Origin of the sequence: Paraburkholderia flagellata (assembly GCF_021390645.1) — a bacterium.
Lineage (GTDB): Bacteria > Pseudomonadota > Gammaproteobacteria > Burkholderiales > Burkholderiaceae > Paraburkholderia > Paraburkholderia flagellata.
This window is the reverse complement of sequence record NZ_JAJEJT010000002.1, coordinates 363,092-382,393: the sequence shown is the minus strand read 5'-3', so window position 1 is coordinate 382,393 and position 19,302 is coordinate 363,092. Positions and strand designations below refer to the sequence as shown.

Sequence of the window (19,302 nt, the reverse complement as noted above, 5' to 3'; positions counted from 1 at the left end):
GCGGAGATGGCAATGGACAGCGTTCATATCACTGACGTCTCACCCCGCGATGGGCTCCAAAACCAGTCCGTTCACCTCTCTACCGATGCAAAGCTCGGTCTGATCGAACGCCTGGTGAACGCGGGCGTGCGAAGCGTGGAAGCAACGAGCTTCGTTTCGCCCAAGGCTGTCCCGCAGATGGCCGACGCGGACGAAATCGTGCCGAGGCTGGTCGCGCGCTGGCCACAGTTGCGCAGTTCGGTGCTCGTGCCCAACCTCAAGGGACTGGAGCGCGCCCACGCCGCCGGCGCACGGGAAATCGCGGTCGTGCTCTCCGCCACCGAGACCATGAACCGCAAGAACATCAACATGGGCCTCGACGAGGCGCTGCGCGTGAGCGAGCAGACGCTGGCCGAAGCTCACGCGCTCGGCCTGCGCACGCGCGCGTATGTCGCCGTTGCGTTCGACTGCCCCTTTGAAGGGGAAACGCCGTTGCGCGAAGTCATGCGCCTTGCCACCCGCATGCATGCGGCAAATGCAGGTGAAGTCGTCATCGCCGACACCATCGGCTCCGCCGCGCCTGGTGAAGTGCGGCGCCGCATCGCGGCGCTGCGTGACGTGGTGCCGCTAGAACGGTTGTCCATGCACCTGCACGACACACGCGGCCTCGGCGCGGCAAACGCCTGGGCAGCACTCGAAGCTGGCGTGCGGCGGTTCGACGCCAGCGTGGGCGGCATCGGCGGCTGCCCCTTCGCGCCGGGTGCGGCGGGCAACCTCGCAACCGAAGACCTTGTGCTGATGGCGGAGCGCAGCGGCCTGCCTACCGGCATTTCACTCGACGGCCTGCTCGATGCAGTGGATTTCGCCGAGGCGCAGTTGCAACTGCCGCTCGGCGGACGATCCAGTGCGTGGTTGCGCCGCCAGCGCGCGAAAAGGATGAAAACTGAGGACACCCTGCTGCAGCATGGAAATGCGCAATTTGAAAAGGAGAGACCGTAATGGTGAGAAAGACAAATGCAGAATTTGAAATCCGTGGCGTGAACCATGTGGCAATGGTCTGCAAGGATATGGCCAAGACGGTCGAGTTTTATCGCGACGTGCTCGGGATGCCCTTGATCAAGACGATCGATTTGCCGTCTGGCATGGGCCAGCATTTCTTCTTCGATATCGGCAATGGCGACTCGATCGCGTTCTTCTGGTTTCCCGATGCCCCGCACGCGCAGCCGGGGATTGCTACACCCGCGTATCTCCCAGGGTATGGATCGATTGCCTCTGCTCATGGCTCGATGAACCACATCGCCCTCAACGTGCCGGCAGAAAAATTTGATGCCTACGTTGCGCGTCTGCATGAAAAAGGCATCAAGCTTTCACCCGTTCTGAATCATGACGATTCTCCACAGCAGATCAGCAAGTCTTTGACCAACGACGTGTTCATCCGCTCGGTCTATTTCTTCGATCCTGATGGTATTTGCCTTGAGTTCGCATGCTGGACACGTGAACTCGACGAGCGTGACGTGAACTGCGAGCCGGCATCAAGTTCACGGAACTGAACGTGCGAAGGTTGGCTTTCGCGGCGTTCCAGATTTAAAAAGCAGGTCAAAAAAAATTAGACGGAGACATTAAAAATGAAGAAGCTGGCAATTACTTCTGCCGTGCTCAGCACGCTGTGCGGCCTCAGTTCGGTCGCGTACGCGCAATCGAGCATTACGCTGTACGGGATCGTCGACACCGGCATTGAGTATGTGAACCGAGTCTCAAACGCGAGCGGTGCCGGCAGCCTCCTGCGCATGCAGACTTATGGCGGTCTTTACGCGTCACGTTGGGGCTTGCAAGGCCAGGAGGATCTGGGCGACGGATTGCAGAGTTTCTTCACGCTCGAAAGCGGATTTACACCGAATAACGGCGCCCTCGCCAGCACGCAGCTATTCAATCGCCTCGCGTATCTAGGGCTGAAAAAGACGGGCATCGGCCAGATCTCATTCGGGCGGCAGTACACCAGTGCGTACGAAAACATGTGGATGTTCATGCCGTTCTGGACCGGCGTGACCTTCGAGCCCGCCATCACTGCCGGTGGCGGATCTTATATGGAAGACAACATGGTCAAATATACCGGCGACTTTTCCGGCCTCCATGTGACTACGCACTATTCGTTCGGCACGGGATTCCCGTACCAGGGCGCCCAGGTGTCGACCATCCCGGAAGGCAGTGTTCCGGGTAATTCTCGCGCCCAGAGCGCCTTCGGCATCGGCTCCGCCTACTACGGCGCATCGTTTGGAGTTGCTGCGGGTTATGACGAGACACATCCGACATTTTCCGCGACATCGCCCATCGGCAAGGCACAGATCGCCTTTCTCGCCGCGAGCTATACGGTCGGTTCTGCCAAATTCATGGGCGGATATCGGTGGCGCAATTCCAAATTCGGCAATGACGTCACGTCGATTCGCGACAACTTCTATTGGGCCGGCATGACCTACAGCATCACGCCAGCTGCCGGGCTGACCGCCGGCTACTACTACGATCAGGTCAAAGGAGCGTCTTTGCTCCCGACCATCCCCGCTACCAGCCTGCCGAATTTCAGCCAGGTCTCTTTGATGGCCACCTACTTTCTCTCGAAGCGTACGACGGTCTACGTGGCCACCGCCTATGCGCATAACGGTCCTGTGAACTATGACACCCTGCTGCAGACGGGAACGGCATACGGTTACGGTAATCCCACGACCTCGAACGGCCTTGCCAACGGTCAGAAGGGTCAGGTCGCCGTGGCCACCGGTCTGCAGGTCATGTTCTGATTGCGTGCAACGGGGGCGCCGGTTCAAGGGCCCCCTGCGCACAAAGCCGGCAACATCTGTTCGCAGCTGAAGATGTTGCCCATCTAGAATCAGATTCGGAAGGGCTCTCAGTAGTGCCCTTATCCGGATGAAGCACCCAGGAAATATTGAAATGCGTTTGATCTCGAAAACCTATTGGAACGGGACCTGGATTAAGTTTCGCGAAGCGGTCGAAGACTTTGCCAATTGCGAACAGGTCACGGCCTACGCCAACGATGGAGGCCAAAGCCGGGGGCTGTACTGGACACCGAAAAATAATCCTCGCCCACGGGTGGCCGTCGTCGCCAGCCATCCCCGCGTGGATTTCAGCCGGCACTATCTCTTCCCGCAACTGTTGCGCGCTGGCTATGCCTGTCTCGGTGCCGGCGTCCGGACCACCGGTAACGATCTGACCTGCGTCCATGAACACATCATTCTGGATATTGCCGCGCAGGTGCAATGGCTGAAGGAGCACTGCGGAGTCGAAAAGGTGATCTGGCTCGGGAACTCCGGTGGTGGCTCGCTTGGCGGCTTCTATCAGTCCCAGGCTCAACTGCCTCCGGCTGAGCGTCTTGCGCTCACGCCAGCCGGCAGGCCGACGGCACTGCGCACGGCCGTGATGCCCACGTTCGACGCCATGATCGTTCTCGCGGCCCATTCCGGCCAGGGCCTGATCCTGAACGAGACGATTGACCCTTCCGTGATTGACGAGAGCAACCCCTTGCTGACCGACGCGAGCCTGGATATGTACGATCCGGCGAACGGGTTCAAGCCGGCGCCGGAGTGGTCACGTTACACCCCGGAATTCCAGCAGCGCTATCGCGCCGCGCAACTGGCCCGCGTTGCACGCATCGACGCGATCGCTCGCGCGATGATCGCCGAGCAGACCACCGCGGAACGCACCGCAGCTGCACCCGGCTTTTCCGAACTGCCGTACTCGAGCCAGCGCGCGATTCTGCAGCGCTCGGCCTTCCAGCCGGTGATGACGATCTACCGGACCATGGCGAATCTGCACTACACGGATAACTCCATCGATCCCAGCAATCGCGGATACGGCAGCCTGCTGAGCGAGAGACCGGATCTCATGAATTTCCAGGTGATGGGTTTTGCTCGCGTACTGACGCCGGACGCCTGGCTGTCCACCTGGTCCGGTCTGTCGAGCAACGCCAACTTCCTCAAGACCGCACCGTCGATCAAGGTACCGATGATCTTCGTTCATGCCGGCCGCGATCTCGACTGTTATTTGAACACGCATAGCAGGCCGATCTTCGAAGCGTTTGGAAGTACAGACAAAACCTTTGAGGATTTTCCGGACCAGCTCCACTACTTCGAGCCCGATGAAGGGCAGGCAGAGAACGCTGGCGCGTTGGCACAGGCCGCGAAGGTCGTTCCGTGGCTGCAAGCCAGGGTGCCGTCGTAGTCGCCCCGGGCTATCGAGAACGCCATGAACGAACGAGCGAAGCACGGTCCCGAGGCAAGTGCACGATGAATCTAGAAATAGCGCGCGCGGCCATGGCGCCCGCGGGCAAGACTGGCAGTCCCGCCAACGAAGTGACCCAGGTTCGCGCCAGCCTGGAATCAATCACGGGACGGCTTGGCGCCGATGGCGGGCAGATATCCGGGTTGCGCCGACTGTCGGGTGGCGCAAGCCAGCAAACCTGGTCTTTCGATGTAACGTGCGAATCTGCCGGGCATCCGCTCATCCTGAGGCGCGCCGCTCCAGGCGCTGGACATCGGGCGAGCGCCAATGTCGGACTTGAAACCGAAGCAGCGCTGCTTGCGCACGCTGCCGCGGGCGCCGTTCCGGTGCCTCCGGTACGTCTCGTGCTGCGACCCGAGCATAGACTGGGCGACGGGTTCGTGATGGAACGCATCGAGGGCGAAACGCTGGGCAAGAAGATTGTTCGCGATGAGCGATTTGCAGAGGCCCGGAAGAAACTGGCCGCACAGTGCGGGTCTGCACTCGCACGCATTCACGCGATTCCAGTCGACGGTCTTCCGCCTCTGCGTGTAGCGCCAGCCGACGTGGAACTCGCATATTGGCTGGCCCAGCACCGCACCTATGGAATGCTCAATCCTGTGTTCGAGCTTGCCTTCCAGTGGTTGCGTCGGCACCTGCCGACCGCGCCGCTGAGCCTCGTGCTTGTACATGGTGATTTTCGCAATGGCAACCTCATCGTAGCCGAGGAAGGCTTGCGTGCTGTCCTCGACTGGGAGCTCGCGCACATCGGGGATCCAATGGAGGACCTCGCCTGGATATGCGTGAACTCATGGCGCTTCGGAAACAGGGAGAAGCCGGTAGGCGGATTCGGAACGCGTGAAGAACTGTATGCCGCTTATGAGACGGAAGGCGGTCGCGTCGACGTGGACCGGGTTCGCTTTTGGGAAGTACTGGGCACCTTGAAGTGGGGCATCGTCTGTGAGGGCATGGCCTACGGCTGGTTGACCGGCACTGAGCGCGAACTGGAAAAAGCGGCCATTGGCCGACGCACCTCCGAGGCGGAAATCGACTTGCTGGCACTCCTCACCAACTCTGGAGCTACGGCATGCTGAACTCACCTAATGCTGCGCAGTTGCTGGAGGCCGTATCCGACTTCCTGCGTCACGAAGCCCTGCCGACGCTATCGGGCGCTATAGCCTACAAGACGCGGGTGGCGGCAGGTGCCATCGACATTGTTCGCCGGGAGCTTGCCCATACACCAGGCGCGCAGCGCGCCGAATTGCAGGCGCTGCACGCCATCACCGGTCGTGGTGATAACCGGCTGGAGGCGTTGTATCGAACGCTATGCGAGCGTATTGCCGACGACAGTATGGACCTGTCCACACCGGGTCTCGCTCCATTCCTTTGGCAATTAACTCTCGACAAGCTGGCCATCGACCAGCCCGAGTACGACACGTACCGTAAGGTCATTTCCGACAAAAAGATGGAAACCTGAGATGAACTTCAATCTACCTGACGATCTTGTAGCCTACCTGGCAGAACTGGATAATTTTATCGCGGCGGAAGTTGCACCACTGCAGGCGCAAGACGACAACGAGCGGTTCTTCGATCACCGCCGCGAATGGGCTCGCACTGACTTCGAGAACGGCGGGTTGCCGCGCCACGAATGGGAAGCGCTGCTGGCGAAAGTGCGACACCGTGCTGATCTGGCAGGGCATCTTCGCTCAGCGCTTCCGCGCGAGTTCGGTGGAAAGGATTGCGGCAATCTCTGGATGGCTGTCATTCGCGAGCATCTGGCGGCAAAAGGTCTTGGCTTGCACAATGACCTGCAAAATGAGCATTCCATAGTTGCTAACAATCCCTTTGTTCTTGTCATTCGCGACTTTGGCACTCCTCATCAACGGCATGAACTGACACCGGGAATTCTCGACGAACGAATCAAGCTTGCCTTCGGACTCACGGAACCCGATCACGGCTCGGACGCCACGCACATGGAAACGCGCGCGGTGCCGGAGAGCCGCGGCGGCAGACCCGGCTGGCGGATCGACGGCGAAAAAATGTGGACGACGGGCATGCATGTGGCGACGCATTGCCTGACTTTCGCTCGCACCAGCGGTAACGATGGTGATGCTGCGGGGATCAGCGCGTTTCTCGTTCCCGCGCAAGCCGACGGCGTAAAGATCGAGGAGTATCTGTGGACCTTCAACATGCCCACGGATCATCCGCGGGTGAGCTTCACGAACGTCTGGGTGTCAGAGGACGCGTTGCTCGGTCCGCTTGACGGCGGACTTTCGGTGGCACAACACTTCGTGCATGAGAATCGGATCCGCCAGGCCGCGTCGAGTTTGGGCGCTGCGGACTACTGCATCCGCGAAAGCGTGAAATATGCACGTACCCGAAAGCCGTTCGGGCAGGAGCTTGCGCGGAACCAGGGAATACAGTTCCCATTGGTCGAGCTTGCTACTCAGGTGGAGATGCTGAGGCTTCTAATTCGCAAGACGGCGTGGGAGATGGATCAAATGCCGAAGCCCGAAGTCGAACGCCGCTTGTCCGACAAAGTCGCCATGTGCAACTTCTGGGCGAATCGACTTTGTTGTGAGGCAGCGGATACGGCGATGCAAGTGCACGGTGGTATCGGATATTCACGGCACAAGCCTTTTGAGCATATCTATCGCCATCACCGTCGCTACCGCATCACGGAAGGCGCCGAAGAAATCCAGAAGCGCAAGGTGGCGGGCTTTCTCTTCGCCTATATGGGTCCGAGCAAAGAAATGCATCGGTAAGTAACGCCACCACAGTGGATGCCCTCGCCCAGGTTGCCAGGAACGGGCGGGTTTCCATTTGAATTCGCCTGCTTTTTCGGTGGTTAGCATTGCCCCGACTTGGGGGCATATTCGACGTATGTTCGCATTCAACAATCCGTCACACTAAAAGGATAAAAGCAGATGTCGAAATACCTGTTCATCCAGAGCAGCGTCCGTGGCGCTGATTCTGCCTCGGGTCAGCTTGCCGCTCACCTCAAGAAACAGCTGGGTGCCGTTTCGGGAAACGAGATCCTCGAACGCGACCTGGGCAGCAACCCTCTGCCAGTCCTGGATGCTGCGTTATTGGGGACCCTGTTTACCCCCGCCGATGCACTAAACCCAGCACAAAAGACTCAGGCGGCCCTCGTCTCGACCCTCATTGAAGAACTCAAGGCTGCCGACACCGTTGTCTTGTCCGCGGGAATGTACAACTTTGCTGCACCAGTCCAGTTGAAAACGTGGTTCGACTATGTGCTTCAAGCCGGCCGCACCTTTCACTACACGGCTACGGGACCCGAGGGTCTGGTGAAAGGTAAGCGTGCCATCCTTCTGGTTGCCACGGGCGGCGTCTACAGCGAAGGGCCGGCTGCAGCGGCCGATTTCATGGTCCCGCATCTGAAGCAATTGCTGGCCTTCGTCGGTATCACGGACGTATCAGTGATTCGTGCTGAAGGCATGGCACTTGGAAACGATGCAGCCAAAGCCGGGCTGGAAAAAGCACTCGCGGAAATCGAGACACTGTAAGACAGCAGTCTCGCTTGTCGATGAGCGTGCCTCCTGGGATTTTCGTTCAGGCAAGGACGCGTGGCTGAAATCCCCCGGACGCATTTTTTTGGAGACCAGCATTGCAAAGCCGACCTCGGAGGAGGTCGGCTTCTTTGTTTGCGCGAGGTTCACCCAGATTTTCCCCAGAAGGGAGAAATCGTCCTTTTCGTGCCGGAGATGTCGGGTAGCCTCGGAAAGAGAACCGAAAGATCACAGGCTTGCGATTGCACGAGCCCCCCCAAAAACCGAGTGAGTCAAAGTCCTGCCGCAGGCAGATTGAGCACGCTCAAACCGCAACCATCGAGCAGAATCATCGAAACGTCAGTCTAGAACTCTAGAACGAACGTGATGCATGGCTTAAAACGGCGCAGGAGTGCCGCAAAAAGCAGGTTCCGTGCCCCGAAAACCTCGCAACCGCGCCCGGGCCGCGTCACGGCACCCGTTTGCCCGTCATCAACTCCTGACCTGTCAGGCATATCCAGCTGGACGCATCAATCGCCACCTCCTGACGCAGTCACTGGCCGCGATAAGGGCGTTTATCACGGCAAGCGAATGAATCGAGGGGTTACGAATCTAGGTGCACAACGATGTCGCTCCACTCTGCCGGCTGCTGCGTTTGAAACCGCGGCGAATACCCGCTTGCCAACCGACAGTCGAACGCCGAACTGGCGCTATCGGCCACTATCGGTCGCTCGGGAACGCCGCAGCCACGACATCCGAACGTCCCTCCGCACCCGCAAGCAGTCGCTCGATTCCCGCGCAGGGATTCCATGACGCCTTAGACATCAAGACGACCGCGCTGGCGATCCCTCCGCGGATGTTGATACAGCGCGCGCGGCCTTGCGTGAGCATTTAGAAGCGTGAGGCTCGCCACAGACCGCCCTCTGCACGCAAGAACCGAACGCTTACCGCCCGCGTCAACACGTCGCTAGCCATATGTTGTCAGCGGCCATCACTCCGCCGCCCGAGCGCGAGGCCATCCGCTCACCGACCTTACGCCTCCCGGCAGCACAATCCCTGGAGGCGCATGGACGCAAGGTGTCTATCCGCCCCCCTCGCTCGCTCTTGCGCGCTCACAGGTGCGGGTCAGATGTTGGCAGTTCGTAGGTCTGCAGTGTTGCAAAATTGCACTTCCTCCGCGGTGAAAAAAATTCTTACATCTACATTGCACTGATAACTTAAGTTGCAATATCTACTATTTTCAATGAGATGCAATCTAGTTGGATACGAGAACGCGGTGGTGGCAGCAAGGCGGAAAGATGTCAGTCAATCATCTATGAAAACGAGAGCTTTACCCAGTCGTTACAAATGCTTACACTCCACGTCGACCAAATCTAAGGTCGACGATTGAGGAAGAAGTAAAGATGCGAAAACAACTACCTACGGCCACGGCGGCGTTAATCCTGTCGGCTTGCGGCAATGGCAGTTTCTACGCAGCACCTACACCGACGCCGTCAGCAGCCAGGACGATCAACTGTGGTGTTGGCTCCTGTGCGTATCCGAACACGTCGGCAACCGGTGTTGCGGTGACCAACGGTACGACGACGCACGCCGAGCCACAAACACCTGCTTAAGCTGGCGTGCTGGTCACCGGTAGCGTTAACGCGGCCGCTTACGGTGTGATGCACCTCGCTCGTGATTTGGGTGGCGTCCAGTTTGGTCCAACTCGGGTTTTTCTTTACATCTGATACGGGGGAAATACGAAAATGAGCATCAAGGCAATTGCCATCTTGACAGTGGTCTCGGGACTTGCTGGATGCGCGCACGAAGTCCCGATATCGTCACAATCGGGCGCGGCAGAAGTGATGAGCACCAAGGTGAGCCAGCAAAAGGCTTATCTAGTTTTCAGCAGCAACCTAATGACGGCCAGCAAAGAGGTGAAGCCGGGGTTCGCGTGTGGAGCGCACAGCTTTCCGATGGCGATCGGAGACGCGCTGAAATCCTCCATAACCCGAACAGTCGGCGCCGCGTATCCGCATTCGCTGAGCACCGGCAGCGCTATTCCGTCCACCGCCGATGGCCTAATCTTCAAATTCGATCTCTCTGACTTCGATCCTACAATCCGCTTTGCCCCCGGCTTCCTTGTCCCGACAGCTGACGCAAACGTGGAGATAGCAGTTCAAGCGCGTGTGGCTGACAAAACCGGCAAGGAACTGATCACCACGACATTCCACGGCCATGGTCACGCAAGCGAGGACGGAGCTTGTGGTATCGGGGCGGATGCCTTGGGAGACGCTGCCAAGAAAGCGATCCAGGACGCGATGGAGAACTTTGTGGACAAGGTCATCAATACCGGGGCATTGGACACTGTTGCAACGACAGTGAGCAAGTGATTGATCGACCGAATGAACTTGATGCGGACTCTCTGACCGGTTGGACGTGCCCGTTTGATCGGGGACCGCCGTCTAGCGTACCTCGCTATAGGGTGCTCGTTCATCGAGCGTCTTGTGCGACGACGCTCGACTAGCTGTCTCATACATTTAATAGAATTGCGCCCGATGAGCGAGGGGGTGCGATTGTTGGTCAAAAAGCCGATATACGGTCCTTGTGGGTTGTTGAGTGCGATTGGGTCGACAGAATAAAAGAAGGCAATTCGCTCGCGCGCTCTTCCCCCACAAAAGAAGGATGACTAACCACTCATCACAGGGAAATGGGGATGAAGAAATTTGCAGTTGTCACGGCTGTTGCTCATATTGCGGTCCGTTTGTTGACCCCGATCGCTCTTGTGGGCGCAAGCCTCACCGCGCACGCGACGCTGGGCAGCTATCCGCTCAGCGGTGCTGATGCTCATGTGAGCGCGTCCCAACGAGTCGCTCCGGTACTGGCAGCCGCGCCCTCACAGGCGGCGGTGGCGAATACTGCGGCCTACACGGTGAATAACCTGACGCTGGATTCGGGCACCACGGTGAAGGAGTACGTCTCGAGTGCGACGAACCTGGTGTTCGCTGTGGTCTGGTACGGACCAGAGATGCCGGACCTGAAGGAGATTCTCGGCAGCTCGTTTGATACCTACGTATCGGCTCCGGCTGGTTCTTCAGGTGTGAAGTTCCAGGATCTGGCATCACGGACAGTTTCGGCAAACGGCGTCGTCGTGCATTCGCACGGTGTGCCGGGTCGCTTCCAGGGCTATGCGTACATCCCGGCCGCGTTCCCGCAGGGCGTCACGCTGCAGGGCTTGCGTCAGGGGCAATAGCGCGCCGTTCACACTTTCAATACCTAAAAAATACTCATGAAAAAGCTCTTTCAGTTGGGCTCCGCACTGGGTCTGGCATTTGCCCTGGCAGCCTGCGGTGGTGGCGGCGGTGGCAACGGTGGCAGCAGCGACAACTCGCAGTCGTCGCCGGCGCCGCAGAGCAACCCGCAACAACCCACGCAGTCCACCACGGCCAATACCGTACCGGTAACCGTCAACTCGCAGAGTTTCTACTTCAACTCTCCGCGCGTGTCGGTAACGGTCTGCCAGTCGGGGACCAGCAACTGCGCGACGATTCCGAACATCATCGTCGACACCGGCTCGATCGGGCTTCGCCTGTTCAAGTCGGCCCTGCCGGCCACGTTGGCGCTCACGCCGGAAGTCAATTCGGCAACCCATGATCCTGTGGGTGAGTGCGCCGTTTTTGCCTCAGGCCCTGCCTGGGGTCCGTTGGCGACTGCGGACATCCAGATGGCCGGTGAGCGCGCAAGCGCTGTGCCGATCCAGCTGATCGATGCGACGTTTGCGTCCGCGCCGGCATCGTGTGCCAACCAGGGTGCGCTGCAGACCGCCGACATTCAGAAAGCCAATGGCATTCTGGGGGTGGCGAACTTCCTGCAGGACTCGGGTGCGTACTTCGACTGTTCCGGCTCAAGCTGCAACGCCTACGGTGTGTCGGCTGCGCAGAAGGTCGTCAATCCGGTTTCGAAGTTTGCTACCGACAACAACGGTATCGTCCTTTCGTTCCCGGGGCTGGCAACCGGCCTCTCTGCAGAGGCTGTGGGCACGCTGACCTTCGGCATCAACACGCAGGCCGACAATGCTGACAGCAATGTGAGCATGTCTGCGGGCGTCAGCAACGGGATGAGCACGACGGTCAGCGGCAAGAGCACGATGGCGATCATCGATAGCGGGTCGGGTGTCGACTATCTCGGCAGCGCTTCGATGCCGACCTGTCCGCTGGTTGGCTACACGTGGTATTGCCCGAGCAGCACGATGTCGTTTTCGGCAGCGTTCACTGGCGGTACGGGCAATGCGCTGAACGTGGCGTATGCCGTTGCCAATGCGCAGGCGGTGCTCACCTCGCCGGCTGTCAACGGCGCGTATGCGATCGCGAATCTCGCAGTGCAGGAAGATCTGCTCGGCGAGCCGACGCTGGATCTGGGCATGTCGTATCTGTATGGACATACGCTGTTCCTTCAGTTCCCGGACAGCACTGGCGTCTCAAAGATTGGCGTGGCAAACATTTAAGCCGTAATTCTCAGAAGCACCTCTTAAAGGCCGACCTCGTGTCGGCCTTTTTTTTCGTTCGTGGTTCGGCGCCCTCCCCGCAGCATCGCCCAGCCAATCAGCCATGCCGTGCGGCGAAGGGCCCGACAAACCTGTCCAGAAAAAAAGACCATGTTGAAGCAGAAGAAAACCCTATGACCACTTCCGGGAAAGTCGAATTTCCCTTGCGGATTGCGGATTCAAACGTCAATGCATGGGTCATGAAAGGTCCGGAAACCAATTCAAGTAGAGTTCAAAGTTCCCGAAGAGGCTGATCATGCGCCTCGAAAACTTGGGGAGACACGGTGGGCAGTTGCATCCCCATACGCAGCCACTGGTGTTGCGCCACGCTCACAGGCTGTTCAGGGTCGACTGGAGCCGACCGCATCGGGCAGAGGTCGGCCAGAATGAGTCATCCCCCCGTTGAATCCGCCATCCAATTGCGGACGACCTACTTTTGAGGTGCGTCCGCCATTGAACGATTGTGGTCTGAGCAGATTATGCTTGTGCAACTGGTGGCAAAATGTATGTACATTGGGCTGCCCTACATCGGGAAGCGCGGAACTGCCGCCCCGGCGAAGTGGGCGCCGACCACAACAGCCACAAATTTCAGCCTGCAATGTAAGATGAGCGACGCCGCAAGTAACTTCGAATTTTCGCACCGCTTCAAATTTTCGGACTGGCCGAATCCTTCCGTTCCAGTATTGGCGGCAGGTGTGTATGCGATCTGGGACGGCGACGCTTTCATCTACTGCGGGATGTCGGGAAGGGAGTTCGAGAAAGCTCAATTGGCGCAGCGGAAGAAATATGGACTCGTCACGCGGCTGGCAAGTCATGCGTCAGGCCGGCTCAGCGGCGACCAGTTCTGCGTCTATGTGGCGAATCGACTTGTTCTCCCAAGCTTGGGGCTGGACGAGTTGCGAAAGTTCGCGTCGGGTGAAAATACGCTGGACCGGCTAACCAAGGCGTACATACACCGTAACTTTGAATACCAATATGCCGTCGTCGAGACGAGCAGACGTGCATATGAATTGGAGATGGAAATTCGGTCTGGAGCCGCATTTGGCTTAAAGCCAATGCTAAATCCGGCGTGAGCATTTCGGCATGGTTCAATGAGACAATGTACGCGAAAGTGGGGACGATGGATTGATCCTTTGGCTTCGTAAAAAGAACATATAAAACGATAGATCAAAAACATAGGTCATAAGGCATGGCTACATATCTCTTCACTTGGAATCCAAAAAGGTGGACTTGGGTAGACCAAGCGGATGCTATCTACCGTATCAATAATCACGAGCCCTACGATCTGTATTGGAGCTGTGGGAACCGTCGCAACATCGATATTGGCGACACGTTTCTGCTGATGATGCTTGGCGTTGAGCCGAAGGGCATCATTGGCTGCGGATACATCACTTCTATTCCCTATGAATTGCCTCATTGGGACCCCGACAAGGCGAAGCGCGGCCTGACGGCTCTTCGCACCGATTTGCTGTTTAAGGCGTTGTCTGATACGCCGATCATATCGCTCGACTATCTAGAAAAACGCCATCCTGGCTATAAATGGACGCCCCAAGCAGGCGGATTAGCCATTCCCAATGCTATTGCGGATGAGATCATTTCTCTCATACGTGGCGAAAAGACATTTGATTTTCAACCCGTCAGTAGGCCTGAGATCGAGCGGTACTCCGAGGGAAAAAGTAGGCTTGTTACCGTTAAGACTTATGACAGAAGCCCCGCCGCTCGTCAGGCATGCATCGCGCACCATGGATACAAATGCGCCGTTTGCGGGTTCTGTTTCGAGGAGACGTACGGTGCGCTTGGTGCGGGTTACATTGAGGTGCATCACCTGAATCAGGTCGCGGACATCGATGAGGAGCACCTGATTGATCCAATCACGGACCTTCGTCCCGTGTGCGCAAACTGCCACCGCATGCTTCACAAGCAGAGACCACCCCTGTCTATAGACGAACTCAGGCTGCGTAGCGGCCCGGCAAACGGGAAGTCAGCTACCAGCGAATAGTTCAGCTAGTAGATGGATTGTGGCGTCAATCCCGAGTTATCCACAATCTCTCGGACCTATTTGCCGAACTTGCCTATCCTTTCAGCCTCTTTCGCTGCAACCAACAACGGGTGCACGTCCACAAGCCGTCGTTGAGAGCATGCCCGGGTTAGCGCCCGGGTCGGGCTGGGTATGCCATTTGAATGAGGCGCGAGCCCCAGACGAAAGTCCCCCACGATCGTCAGACTGTGGCCGGCCAGGAGGCGTCACTCAATAGGCCTGTCGATCGGACGTTCAGACGTCTGCTACCCCCGCTTTCGGTCGCTTGATTGTCAACACGCGCCTTTTTTCATCGGCGTTTGCGGTCTTGGACGGGGTGCACTCATTGATTTACGGAACACAATCAACGAATGCCTTTGTTCGATGCGCTGTCACAAGCACAGTGCCGCCATCTCGCGGATTCTCTAGCGATTTGTACGATAGACCACATGAACGGGCGGCACACATCGCTTAAAGTGGTTCAACAAATACCTAGGAATATGCCAACCCGTCTTTTGTTGATTCTGCAACACACTTTCGGTCGGAGTGGAGCGGTGGCGGCACTTCATTTGCCGAAATCGACGCGATTGTTTGTGACAGTGCAGCGAGTTATCATTTTCGATCCTTGTTTCCAGCGAAGGCGTGATCCGATCTTCAAGCACGTTTTCTATAGTCGCGCGAGGGCGACGAGTCCAAGCGAATGGGGGGGGCGGGGGTGTTCAAGCTGATCTTTGCATGTCTACTCATTGTCTTTTGTCGGACAGCCTGTGCGGGTGAGCCCGATCTTTCTTTTCAAGCCGCAGCCCGTAACCTGCAGGATAGCGCTGTCGCTCTGAGGGAGCGGGCGGATGAGCGCCCGACACAGGGACCCTTGGCGGCGTCTGCGGACGAGATTTACCGCCAGACGGTAGAATTGACCGACCGGTTCGGCCATACACCGGCTGACCTTCCAGCAGACTATGCTACGGTGTTATCCGCATACAACACTAAAGTGATTGGCATCCTTGCGCGAACAGGTACCGACGATAAGGGTGCCAAGACGTTTGCGCCCGAGGACGTACAGGTGACCCGCGACATGGCCTTGGATCTCGAGGCAGCTAACCATGCGACAAAGGAAGCACTGGCTATCGCAGAGCCTCGATCCGCACCGCTCGTCTCTGTCACAGTCCACACCTACGCGAACAACAAGGACTTTTCTGGCGCACGAATCGAATGCACGCCCCGTGCCCTGAAAAACACACCACCCAATCTATTTGTCTATGAACACATAAGCTCCCCATTCACAACCAGACCCTTGCCTCCTGGACGTTACGTGTTTAGCGCGTGGTTGCTGGAAAAGAAGCTGGGCGAACTCGAGATGCCCATTGGACTGGAAGGTCAGCAGTCGCAGTCAATCGATTTTCCACTGGCGGCAATTCAATGAGTGAACCAATGTATGGTGCCGGAAAGAAATGGTTAATGCTTTCCGCCATAGTCACTTGGGTTGCTACCGCGATCGGTGGGGCGGTGACGTTCGATGTGCGGACAGCAGTCGACGCGCCACCATTTTCCGATGTAAACGCCTATGTGCAAATCGTAATGGGTGTGCTTTTCGGCTTCGTAATCGCATTGACGAATCGCATGCTGAGTCGTGGATCGTTTTGGGTTGCAGTGAGCGTTGCTGCTGGCGCGCTTCTGTTCAGCGTGGTTTTCTTCTTTTCTTACCAGATATACGGAGCACAACATACGTGCCTCTACGCAACCAAGGTCCGCTTGGTAACCGGTACTCAACTGACTGAACAGGCACGGAAGCATCTCACCAACAATCCGGATGTCAGTGAGCCATGTTCGCTTGTTGAAGATTTCGGGGGGCGTCCCGACAAGGTCTGGTTAGCCTCCGACCTGCAGGAAAAGATGCTAAAGCTTAGTGTGCTATACATGCTCGCCTTCCTGTCGACAGGCCTATCGGTATTCAGCATTACCCGCACCTTCGGAGCGAAGTCGAACAGAAAGGTTCGCTCGTGACCCACTACAGACTTTGGTGGCTTGCAGCCGTCGTTGGGATTGTTTGTTCCTCGCCTGCGCTCCCAGACGAAGCGAATATATTGGATGTTGCGACGGTCGACGCACAGGAGGCCGCGAAACAGTTTGGAGTCGCACCAGTTAAGATTTCGCTGAATGCCGGGGACGAGATTCGCGCTCTCGCTGACGGCTCAGTCGAAATTGGAACGGCGCGTTTGCAGAACATCACGAGCGGAAATTCGCCGAAAGATGCGATGTTGATCCGGCGTTTCGTGTTGGGGCACGAACTCTGGCATGTACACCAGATTCAGGTGGACCGAATCGATGTTTTCAAGAATTCGTCTCAAGCGCAACGTCTAATGTTGGAATGTCAGGCAGACCTGATGGGAGCCGTTTTCGCGGCAAGTGTCCCATCCAACGATCTTAAAGCGCTTGGATCGTCAATCCATCGCCTTCTCCAAGTAGCACGAGAACTTGGGACTCATGGCTTGCCGGGGGACTTGCACCCTACTGTCGAACAGCGCGAGACGGCCGTCCAATTGGGTCTCGCTCGAGTCATCGCCTCTGCCATCCACGCCGACACCCAGGGGAATGCGGATGCAAGCTTGCTAGCGCTTAATCTAGAGAAGGTGGCGGATGTACGAGTGAATGAAGATTCGCCAGCGTGGAGCTGGCGCGTCTGCAAGAAGATCGTTCACGATGATCCCGGGGCACTCAAGAAACTGAGTTTTCCCAGACCGGATATTCTGTTTAGTGAGCGCGGCGATGCACCGTTCGTCAGTTACCAAGTGCCGGTGACGAATCGCAGCGATCGTCCGCTGCAAGTCTCGCTCACAATTGTCAGTTCAGTGGTCGAATTAGACAATGACCGCCATCCTGTTCTTTCAACGCGCACAATTGCCACAGTGGAGAACTTTGACTTCACGCTTGACCCTTACGCTACCATCTTTCTCCAAGGCACTTTGCAGTGGACGACGGATGGTAAGCGCAAACCGATGCTCGAAACGGACATGGGAAACCCGTATGCAATGATCAGCGCAGAATTCTCCGGCCCTTCGCATGACATCTCATGTCTCGCTCAAATCGCACCGGGAATGACTGCCGACCAGAAGGCCATACGAAGTCTAATCCAGCGCGTGGCAAGCAGCGCGCTTACGAATTTTAGTGCAGTAGTCAGCGGGCAGCCGAATGCGTCCTCAAGCTCAGTGCTCTACGACATCTTGCTCACCGCGCCTGGACTATCGAATGGGTATGCATCCGTTCGTCAGGATGGCTCGGCCCAAGCCTCATTTACGGCCTACGAAGGCACGGATCCGGCACATGCGGTGGCTATCTACGAGCGGCTAAAAAGTCAGCTGGAAGGTATATGCCCACGATCATACGTCCAGTGGAGCGAGCATCTCTATAAAGATCTGCCCATTGCCATCGTAGAGCATCTGAGCCGTAACGCAAGTCTGTCCGTGCGCACGCTTCAGCGGAGTGACGGGAAGTACGAAGTCAGCTTGGACATTGAAAAGGTATTAGACATGTAACACCCTGTGATGGCTTAAACCCTATTCCTAATCGAACCGGTGCGGTATTAGAGCCGACCGCCTGGCAGGCCGAAGTTCTATGACACGAAGTATCCCGGCACATACAACGCCCGACGCGCTAATCTGGCGGGCTTCTGGAAAGGTTTGTTCGGCTACCACATGGTTCTGGACGAAGATGACCAATGCTGGCAAAAAGTACGACACCGTCGTGGCCAAGAATTACGTAGATTGCAACAACCGGGACGAAGCATTTGTGGTCGCACAGACTTTCTATAACAAGAAGTGGAAAGATCTGGGCACTTCCGACCAAATGCGCACCATCGAAGTCGAAGAGGGTCCGCCGATGTTCAGCTTCGTTAAAGGCGCATGCACGATCGCCGAAGCGAAGCCATGAAGCGAAGCCATAAGTAACATCACCATGGCCCTCCCTGCGGTGATCAGGTGGCCATGGCGGCAGCCTAGGCTGGGTTAGTCATTAGCGATGGCGGCAATGCTTTTTTGAATAGTCGCAACTTCCTCAGGCTTAAACGTGGTGGTGCCATCGCCAAGCAGGGCATACGGGTAGTTGAAGCCGTAGATGACCTTCGAGCCACTGCGATACGGAAACACGGATAGCGCTAGATCGAAATTGGTCTTGCCCAAGGAGAAAATAAATAGCTTTGCCTTTTCAATGTCGTAAGCCTTCACTTTTCCCTGATCCTGCGAAGATTTCAGCTTGCGAGAGAAGTTTGCAAACACGCTGTCGCTCGGGAATTGAGTATTCAGCTCGGTTTTGACATATTTGTAACGGTTAATGCTTATTTTCAGGCCGTCACATATACGGGACAAGTCAGCTGCAACGTCCCTGTCTGAGTAAAACTGGCCGCCGTCCCCGACTTTGAAATTGTCGTACGCAATAATGCTAGCAGGGCAGGTAACCTGAACCGTGGTTAATTTCCCGTCATTAGTGGTCGCCACTTTGAAGGTGGCCGCCTTGTACTTGAGTAGGCTCCTGTAGTTGTCTCTGTAATAGGCAGTGATGTTCGAGGACTGATCCACTTCAACGCTGAGCCCGCGAATGTGCTCGTTGTGTTCGAGGTCTTTTGGTCTATCCACACCACTTGCCTCATATGCTGATCGGGCCAAAGCACTTGCAATCTCCCGGTCTGTAGTCGCGACGCTAGTCACACTGTCGGGTGACAGCACAGCAAACGTACGGGTGCGCTCCTGTAGCAGAGTGCGCTGCTCGGTGGATACTGTTCCGCAAGCAGTAATCAGGGTTCCACAGACGGAACCGACAAGTGCCCTAACAACCATTTTTTTCATGTAATTCCCCGAAATTACTTATTTTCTTGGTAAAAATCCACGCCCCTAAAGGCTTGCTTATGTTACTACGGCGACATATGCCGCGAGAATCCTGCCTTTGCGGGCTGACGGACTTGTCCCGCAAGGGACGCGGCTTGGCGGCGACGTTGCCCCATCTTGAGGCCTTTT

The 19,302-nt window shown here is 57.0% G+C and carries 18 protein-coding genes and 1 pseudogene; 18 read left to right on the top strand and 1 reads right to left on the bottom strand.

What is annotated here, in order from left to right:
- Nucleotides 1-12: 12 nt before the first annotated feature.
- The 18 genes and pseudogenes from L0U83_RS16125 (at nt 13) to L0U83_RS16045 (ending at nt 18,223) form a co-directional block, all read left to right on the top strand.
- Complete coding sequence (locus L0U83_RS16125; protein ID WP_233884605.1) at nt 13-978, top strand: hydroxymethylglutaryl-CoA lyase; 966 nt, start codon at nt 13-15, stop codon at nt 976-978.
- Complete coding sequence (locus tag L0U83_RS16120; protein WP_233884601.1) at nt 978-1,529, top strand: VOC family protein; 552 nt, start codon at nt 978-980, stop codon at nt 1,527-1,529. Before L0U83_RS16125 ends, L0U83_RS16120 begins: the two co-directional genes overlap by 1 nt.
- Before the next feature lie 75 nt (nt 1,530-1,604).
- On the top strand, nt 1,605-2,768 hold the full coding sequence (locus L0U83_RS16115; RefSeq protein WP_233884598.1) for a porin: 1,164 nt from the start codon (nt 1,605-1,607) through the stop codon (nt 2,766-2,768).
- Nucleotides 2,769-2,919: 151 nt separating this feature from the next.
- Nucleotides 2,920-4,206 carry an alpha/beta fold hydrolase domain-containing protein gene (locus L0U83_RS16110; RefSeq protein ID WP_233884596.1) on the top strand — a complete coding sequence of 429 codons (1,287 nt, stop codon included), beginning with the start codon at nt 2,920-2,922 and terminating at the stop codon, nt 4,204-4,206.
- Nucleotides 4,207-4,337: 131 nt separating this feature from the next.
- The gene (locus L0U83_RS16105; protein WP_233884593.1) at nt 4,338-5,339 is read left to right on the top strand and encodes a phosphotransferase family protein; all 1,002 of its coding nucleotides are present in this window, start codon (nt 4,338-4,340) and stop codon (nt 5,337-5,339) included.
- Nucleotides 5,333-5,722, top strand: coding sequence for a DUF6285 domain-containing protein (locus L0U83_RS16100; protein ID WP_233884591.1), 390 nt, complete (start codon nt 5,333-5,335; stop codon nt 5,720-5,722). The genes L0U83_RS16105 and L0U83_RS16100 overlap by 7 nt, the downstream gene beginning before the upstream one ends.
- A 1-nt stretch (nt 5,723) precedes the next feature.
- Entirely contained in the window at nt 5,724-7,010 is a 1,287-nt protein-coding gene (locus tag L0U83_RS16095; RefSeq protein WP_233884590.1) for an acyl-CoA dehydrogenase family protein, read from the top strand.
- A 162-nt stretch (nt 7,011-7,172) separates the two neighbouring features.
- On the top strand, nt 7,173-7,775 hold the full coding sequence (locus L0U83_RS16090) for an FMN-dependent NADH-azoreductase (protein WP_233884589.1): 603 nt from the start codon (nt 7,173-7,175) through the stop codon (nt 7,773-7,775).
- 1,727 nt (nt 7,776-9,502) lie between these two features.
- Nucleotides 9,503-10,129, top strand: a complete 627-nt coding sequence (locus L0U83_RS16085; protein WP_233884588.1) for a hypothetical protein — start codon at nt 9,503-9,505, stop codon at nt 10,127-10,129.
- Nucleotides 10,130-10,452: 323 nt separating this feature from the next.
- Nucleotides 10,453-10,989, top strand: coding sequence for a DUF2844 domain-containing protein (locus L0U83_RS16080; RefSeq protein ID WP_233884586.1), 537 nt, complete (start codon nt 10,453-10,455; stop codon nt 10,987-10,989).
- 36 nt (nt 10,990-11,025) lie between these two features.
- Entirely contained in the window at nt 11,026-12,240 is a 1,215-nt protein-coding gene (locus L0U83_RS16075; RefSeq protein WP_233884585.1) for a DUF3443 family protein, read from the top strand.
- Between the two features lie 644 nt (nt 12,241-12,884).
- Entirely contained in the window at nt 12,885-13,352 is a 468-nt protein-coding gene (locus tag L0U83_RS16070) for a hypothetical protein (protein ID WP_233884584.1), read from the top strand.
- Nucleotides 13,353-13,468: 116 nt separating this feature from the next.
- Nucleotides 13,469-14,278, top strand: a complete 810-nt coding sequence (locus L0U83_RS16065) for an HNH endonuclease (RefSeq protein WP_233884581.1) — start codon at nt 13,469-13,471, stop codon at nt 14,276-14,278.
- A gap of 733 nt (nt 14,279-15,011) precedes the next feature.
- Nucleotides 15,012-15,719, top strand: coding sequence for a hypothetical protein (locus L0U83_RS16060; protein ID WP_233884579.1), 708 nt, complete (start codon nt 15,012-15,014; stop codon nt 15,717-15,719).
- The gene (locus L0U83_RS16055) at nt 15,716-16,300 is read left to right on the top strand and encodes a hypothetical protein (protein ID WP_233884578.1); all 585 of its coding nucleotides are present in this window, start codon (nt 15,716-15,718) and stop codon (nt 16,298-16,300) included. The genes L0U83_RS16060 and L0U83_RS16055 overlap by 4 nt, the downstream gene beginning before the upstream one ends.
- Nucleotides 16,297-17,829 carry a hypothetical protein gene (locus L0U83_RS16050; RefSeq protein ID WP_233884577.1) on the top strand — a complete coding sequence of 511 codons (1,533 nt, stop codon included), beginning with the start codon at nt 16,297-16,299 and terminating at the stop codon, nt 17,827-17,829. The genes L0U83_RS16055 and L0U83_RS16050 overlap by 4 nt, the downstream gene beginning before the upstream one ends.
- Before the next feature lie 27 nt (nt 17,830-17,856).
- Nucleotides 17,857-17,985 (top strand): annotated as a pseudogene (locus L0U83_RS41025) (SOS response-associated peptidase family protein); the annotation flags it as partial.
- Nucleotides 17,986-18,004: 19 nt separating this feature from the next.
- The gene (locus L0U83_RS16045) at nt 18,005-18,223 is read left to right on the top strand and encodes a hypothetical protein (protein ID WP_233884576.1); all 219 of its coding nucleotides are present in this window, start codon (nt 18,005-18,007) and stop codon (nt 18,221-18,223) included.
- Nucleotides 18,224-18,297: 74 nt separating this feature from the next.
- On the opposite strand, the gene L0U83_RS16040 is transcribed toward L0U83_RS16045, so the two are convergent.
- Nucleotides 18,298-19,134, bottom strand: a complete 837-nt coding sequence (locus L0U83_RS16040; protein ID WP_233884575.1) for a hypothetical protein — start codon at nt 19,132-19,134, stop codon at nt 18,298-18,300.
- Nucleotides 19,135-19,302 lie beyond the last annotated feature (168 nt).

Coding starts and splice junctions, on each gene's coding strand:
- L0U83_RS16125 (WP_233884605.1), top strand. CDS start 13: ATGGACAGCGTTCATATCACTGACGTCTCACCCCGCGATGGGCTCCAA.
- L0U83_RS16120 (WP_233884601.1), top strand. CDS start 978: ATGGTGAGAAAGACAAATGCAGAATTTGAAATCCGTGGCGTGAACCAT.
- L0U83_RS16115 (WP_233884598.1), top strand. CDS start 1,605: ATGAAGAAGCTGGCAATTACTTCTGCCGTGCTCAGCACGCTGTGCGGC.
- L0U83_RS16110 (WP_233884596.1), top strand. CDS start 2,920: ATGCGTTTGATCTCGAAAACCTATTGGAACGGGACCTGGATTAAGTTT.
- L0U83_RS16100 (WP_233884591.1), top strand. CDS start 5,333: ATGCTGAACTCACCTAATGCTGCGCAGTTGCTGGAGGCCGTATCCGAC.
- L0U83_RS16095 (WP_233884590.1), top strand. CDS start 5,724: ATGAACTTCAATCTACCTGACGATCTTGTAGCCTACCTGGCAGAACTG.
- L0U83_RS16090 (WP_233884589.1), top strand. CDS start 7,173: ATGTCGAAATACCTGTTCATCCAGAGCAGCGTCCGTGGCGCTGATTCT.
- L0U83_RS16085 (WP_233884588.1), top strand. CDS start 9,503: ATGAGCATCAAGGCAATTGCCATCTTGACAGTGGTCTCGGGACTTGCT.
- L0U83_RS16080 (WP_233884586.1), top strand. CDS start 10,453: ATGAAGAAATTTGCAGTTGTCACGGCTGTTGCTCATATTGCGGTCCGT.
- L0U83_RS16075 (WP_233884585.1), top strand. CDS start 11,026: ATGAAAAAGCTCTTTCAGTTGGGCTCCGCACTGGGTCTGGCATTTGCC.
- L0U83_RS16070 (WP_233884584.1), top strand. CDS start 12,885: ATGAGCGACGCCGCAAGTAACTTCGAATTTTCGCACCGCTTCAAATTT.
- L0U83_RS16065 (WP_233884581.1), top strand. CDS start 13,469: ATGGCTACATATCTCTTCACTTGGAATCCAAAAAGGTGGACTTGGGTA.
- L0U83_RS16055 (WP_233884578.1), top strand. CDS start 15,716: ATGAGTGAACCAATGTATGGTGCCGGAAAGAAATGGTTAATGCTTTCC.
- L0U83_RS16045 (WP_233884576.1), top strand. CDS start 18,005: ATGACCAATGCTGGCAAAAAGTACGACACCGTCGTGGCCAAGAATTAC.
- L0U83_RS16040 (WP_233884575.1), bottom strand. CDS start 19,134: ATGAAAAAAATGGTTGTTAGGGCACTTGTCGGTTCCGTCTGTGGAACC.